4 protein-coding genes are annotated in these 4,289 nt (G+C 41.5%); 1 reads left to right on the forward strand and 3 read right to left on the reverse strand.

Annotation, left to right across the window (positions count from 1 at the left end; genetic code table 11):
• The 3 genes from pncB to lgt form a co-directional block, all read right to left on the reverse strand.
• Positions 1 to 904 (reverse strand): nicotinate phosphoribosyltransferase (gene pncB, locus GX756_05275; GenBank protein NLC17274.1); only part of this gene is annotated, 904 nt, incomplete at its 3' end.
• A gap of 32 nt (positions 905 to 936) precedes the next feature.
• Positions 937 to 1,539, reverse strand: a complete 603-nt coding sequence (locus GX756_05280) for a hypothetical protein (protein NLC17275.1) — start codon at positions 1,537 to 1,539, stop codon at positions 937 to 939.
• Between the two features lie 110 nt (positions 1,540 to 1,649).
• Positions 1,650 to 2,651, reverse strand: coding sequence for a prolipoprotein diacylglyceryl transferase (gene lgt, locus GX756_05285; protein NLC17276.1), 1,002 nt, complete (start codon positions 2,649 to 2,651; stop codon positions 1,650 to 1,652).
• A 252-nt stretch (positions 2,652 to 2,903) separates the two neighbouring features.
• On the opposite strand from lgt, the gene GX756_05290 reads away from it, so the two are divergent.
• A partial coding sequence (locus GX756_05290) for a galactose-1-phosphate uridylyltransferase (protein NLC17277.1) occupies positions 2,904 to 4,289 on the forward strand: 1,386 nt, incomplete at its 3' end.

Below are 4,289 nucleotides of genomic sequence, written 5' to 3' on the forward strand. Positions count from 1 at the left end.
CGCCTTGGGCGTTAAGATGCAAAATAACATTTTCATCCAAATCGCCGCTTGCGAAAATCTTAGCGTCCTTATGGCCGGCCTCGTCCAGCATCTTGCGCGCCGTTATGGAAAGATAGGCCAGGTCGCCGCTGTCTAGCCTTATCCCCAAAGGCTTATGGCCCTTGCTTTTTAGCTCGTCAAAAACTTTGATTGCGTTGGGCACGCCGCTCTTTAACGTGTCATAGGTGTCAACCAACAATAGACACGAATCGGGAAAAGCCTTGGCATACGCCCTGAACGCTTCCAATTCGCTCGAAAAACTCAAAACCCAGCCGTGCGAATGCGTGCCTTTTACGGGTATGCCCCATTTTTGTCCCGCTAAGACATTGCTCGTGCCTTGGCAGCCGCCTATTATGGCGCTGCGCGTGCCATAAATGCCCGCGTCGGGCCCTTGCGCGCGCCTTAGCCCAAATTCTATGACGGGCTTGTCGCCCGCGGTTAGACAAATCCTTGAGGCCTTGGTGGCGATTAGCGTTTGGTGGTTGATTATATTGAGTATCCCGGCCTCAATATACATCGCCTCTTTTATTTCGGCTTCCACTACGAATATGGGCTCGCCCGGGAAAATCACAGTGCCCTCGGGCACGGCCCGTATATTACCTTTGAATTTAAACGAAGACAAATAGTCCAAAAAGTCTTCGGAAAACACCTTAAGGCTGCGCAAATATTTTATCTCTTCGGACCCAAATTTTATGTTTTGGATAAAGTTAATGGCTTCTTCCAGACCCGCCGCTATGGCGTAATTAAAGGCGGAACTTTGGCGGAAAAAAACCTCAAAAACAGCTGTCTCTTGCTTTTTTTGATAAAAATGCCCTTGCATCATTGTAAGGGCATAAAAATCCGATAATAAAGACAAGTTATCCATTTTTAAATTATATTATCTTCCTTTATTTTTTTCTATTCCTCATCCTTGGGGGACGGATACGGGGTTTCCCTTTGGGGCCTGTCGCCGTCATCCCAGCGTCCTTTCTTTGAGGTGATAGCGTTGATAAAGATAAAAGCGCCTATCACGATCGCCACTATGGGCGCGATTATCCACCAATCCACTTCATAGAAAGAATTTAAAAACAAAATAAACGCTATAACGCCAAAAAAGATTATGGACTTAAGATGAAGATTTTTGTCTTTGGAAAACAACAAAGTCCCCGCGCTTGCGATAGCGGGAATCGCCACATATATAGGATAAATTTTATGGTAACCTACGCCGCCCACATTTTTTATAAGCCATGCCGCAAGACAGGTCAAAAACACAAAACTTATCCAAAGCGTTACCGTGTTTTTCAAAAAAGCGCTATGCGTCAAGCATAATAGCCAAATCAAGCCAAGCGCCGCGGGCAGCCATATTATTGATACTCCCCATTGCGCGCCCAAAAAATCGGGCTTAAAATTTACAACCAATAAAAACACTCCAAACAATATCAGTTCCAGCGAGCAAAATATTGTGGAAAGCAAACTAAGATTATATTTGGGCAATTTTTGTTCGGGGTTGTTGGATGACATATCGGACTCCTTATCACTATAATACAACTTTTGATTTATACCATTATTATAATATAAAACCTAATATAATTCTATAAATTTTATTATTTTATAATAATTCTTATCTTTTTTTAATCTTTGTCTTTTGATTGGGCGTCCGCGTCCTTGCCGCTTTTTTCTAGAAATTCTTGCACGCTTTCTTCCTCGTCCGCTTCAATATATTCGTATTCGTCAATCAAAAGCGGCCTGCCGTATATTTCTTCGGGCAAGCCCGTTTTTTCCCAGTCGTCGTAATATACCAAGATAGGCGGTTTCTTGCCTTCTTTTTGCGCTTTTTGCCAAACATAGATAATTCCGACAGCGCCCAAGATAATGGCTATCGCGCTTACAAATTGCGAAACGGGCAGCACATCGGGAATCAAATATAAAACAAATAGTTCTTTGTCCCTAAACGACTCTAGGATAATTCGGACAATGCCATAATAAATGCCGTAACACGCAAAGACAAATCCAGGAAAACTGCGCCTGCGCCCTAAGAAAAACCAAAGCAATAGACCAAAACCTATAAGGTTGAGCATGGACTCATAAAAAAACAGCGCCTGATACCACATCCCGTCAACCTTTACAGCTATCGGAAAAAACTGATAAGCTGGATTCAGCACAGGCTGGCCGTAAACTTCAGAGTTGGCGAAATTGCCCCATCTGCCTACAGCTTGGCCCAAAATCAAAAAGGGCGCGCCTATATCGCACATCATCAAAAAAGTTTCTTTCTTTTCGCCCGTCTTTTTTTCTTTGCGCTTATACATTAGGCTGTTAAAATACACTCCCAGTAAAGCGCCCAACACCCCGCCATAAATCGCCAGTCCTTGCAGCCTAAAGCCGTCTTCATAAAAGCCCAGCGCCTCGGCGAAAGTGTATTTTGCGCCCGAGCCTATTATATCAAAGATGACATAATACAATCTCGCGCCTATGATAGCAAACGGCAAAGCCCAAATTATTATATCAAAGACCACTTCAGGATTATATCCTCGTTTTTTTGCCGCAAAATATGCGCTTGCCGTTCCCGCGATTATGCCAAGCGCAATCAAAAAACCATACCAATTAAACTTAAAAGCCGCCAAAAAACTAATCATAGCGCGCTCCTTTTTAAAAAATGCGAATTTTTCTAAGTTTCAATTAATAATTATATTACAGTTAAAGTTAATAGTCAACGCTAAAAAAGCTAGACTTCTTGTTAAAAAAGCCAGGCTTCTTGTCAAAAAAATTATATTGATTTTTTGATTGATATTGCCAAAATTTAGGATATGATATATAATTAAAAAAGCGATTGATTTTCAAAATTAATTTTTCATTGTAAATTAGAATATCATTAGCGAGGTTTTTTGATGGCAAAAAAATCTCCTCAAGAACTTATAGAGGACTTGTTATATTATGCAAACACGCATTTGTTTTTATCCCTGTCCGATAACATTTACGCAAGAAACAAATTACTGGCCAAATTAAGACTTTCCGAGCCTACCCAAGACTCATCGCATAACCCAAGCAATGATGATTTTGCTTTGACAAAAAGCCCCGCTAAGATATTGTCAAAGCTGTCCGATTACGCGATTGAACAAGGCATAATAGAGCCCGGCAAAAGAGTCAATTTTGAAAACGAGATTATGGACATATTATGCCCGCCGCCCTCTTTTATCATAGACCTTTTTGACCAAATAGCGTGCGAAAAAAATATAAAAGAGGCTTGTTTGTTTTTGTATGACTTTTGCATTAAGTCCAACTATATAAGATACGACGAGGTTTCGGCCAATCTTTCTTGGACCGCGCCCGCGGAGAAAGCGGACTTGGAAATCACGATTAACATCGCCAAGCCCGAAAAAGATAACAAAAAGACCGCCGAACTTTTAAAAAAGCCTCAAACAGGTTATCCCAAATGCCCCCTTTGCAAAGAAAATGTGGGGTTTGCGGGCAATGAAAACTACCCTTCGCGATTGACTTTGCGCACGATACCTATATTTTTGAACGAAGAGTTGTGGCATTTTCAGTTTTCGCCTTATAGGTATTATAACGAGCATTGTATAGTCCTAAGCGACGAGCATGTCCCTATGGAAGTGAATCAAACGACTATTGTAAGGCTTTTTGATTTTATTGATTTGTTCCCGCATTATTTTATCGGCTCAAACGCGGCATTGCCCCGAATAGGCGGCTCTATACTCAACCATGACCATTACCAAGGCGGGGCGCATAAAATGCCTTTGCATAAAGCCAAAATAAAATATAGGTTTTCCTCGCCTGATTATCCCGATGTGAGAATCTTGATTCCCGATTGGTATAATAATGTAATAAGAATAGAAAGCCAAAACCGCGCGTCTTTGGAGAAAATGTTTGGGCAAATACTAGACTATTTCTTGGAATACAACAACGAAAAACTTAATATTATCGCTTACACCAACGAACAGCATAACGCAGTAACGCCGATAGCCAGATTTAACGAAGACGGCGAATATTCTTTGGACATAATCTTGCGCAATAACCGCGCGGACTTGGAGCATCCCGACGGGATATTCCATGTATGTCCTGATTTGCATAACATCAAAAAAGAAAGCATAGGCTTAATTGAAGCTATGGGCGTGTTTATCTTGCCCGGAAGATTGTCCAAAGAAGCGGAAGAAATTAAAGACTTTTTGGTCGGGAAAAGCAATTTCAAAGAACTAAGCGATCCCAACCATCCTTTGATTGCGCATACGGGCATGATAGCCCAATTAATCAACGAC

This window comes from Clostridiales bacterium (genome assembly GCA_012512255.1).
In the GTDB taxonomy this organism is placed as follows: Bacteria; Bacillota; Clostridia; order Christensenellales; family DUVY01; genus DUVY01.

What these genes read in the sequence shown, in the direction of transcription:
- GX756_05280 (NLC17275.1), bottom strand. Translation starts at nt 1,539, where the DNA reads ATGTCATCCAACAACCCCGAACAAAAATTGCCCAAATATAATCTTAGT.
- lgt (NLC17276.1), bottom strand. Translation starts at nt 2,651, where the DNA reads ATGATTAGTTTTTTGGCGGCTTTTAAGTTTAATTGGTATGGTTTTTTG.